The sequence below is a fragment of the Actinomadura fibrosa genome, from assembly GCF_900659615.1.
GTDB lineage: Bacteria > Actinomycetota > Actinomycetes > Streptosporangiales > Streptosporangiaceae > Spirillospora > Spirillospora fibrosa.
In genome coordinates, this window is record NZ_CAACUY010000567.1 from 1 (window position 1) to 529 (window position 529).

Genomic DNA, 529 nt, shown 5'->3' on the forward strand with positions numbered 1-529 from the left:
CACGTACGCGCCGTCGGAGGAGCACGAGTTGCTGCGTGCGACGGTGCGTGAGCTGGCCGATGCCAAGATCGCGCCGTTCGCGGCGGAGGTGGACGAGGATTCGCGGTTCCCGCAGGAGGCGCTGGACGCGCTGGTGGCCAACGAGCTGCACGCGGTGCACGTCCCGGAGTCGTATGGGGGTGCGGGGGCCGATGCGCTGGCGACGGTGATCGTGATCGAGGAGGTCGCGCGGGCGTGCGCGTCGTCGTCGCTGATTCCGGCGGTGAACAAGCTGGGCACGGTGCCGGTGCTGTTGTCGGGGTCGGAGGAGCTGAAGAAGCGGTATCTGGGGCCGGTGGCGCGGGGGGAGGCGATGTTCTCCTATGCGCTGTCGGAGGCCGAGGCGGGGTCGGATGCGGCGGGGATGAAGACCCGCGCGGTGCGCGAGGGCGATGGGTGGGTGCTCAACGGCGCCAAGATGTGGATCACCAATGCGGGGGTGTCGGAGTTCTACACGGTGATGGCGGTCACCGACCCGGCGGCGGGGGCG

At 70.5% G+C, this 529-nt stretch carries 1 protein-coding gene; it reads left to right on the top strand.

The features are described from left to right. A partial coding sequence (locus E1300_RS49700; RefSeq protein ID WP_207400470.1) for an acyl-CoA dehydrogenase family protein occupies positions 1 to 529 on the top strand: 529 nt, incomplete at both ends.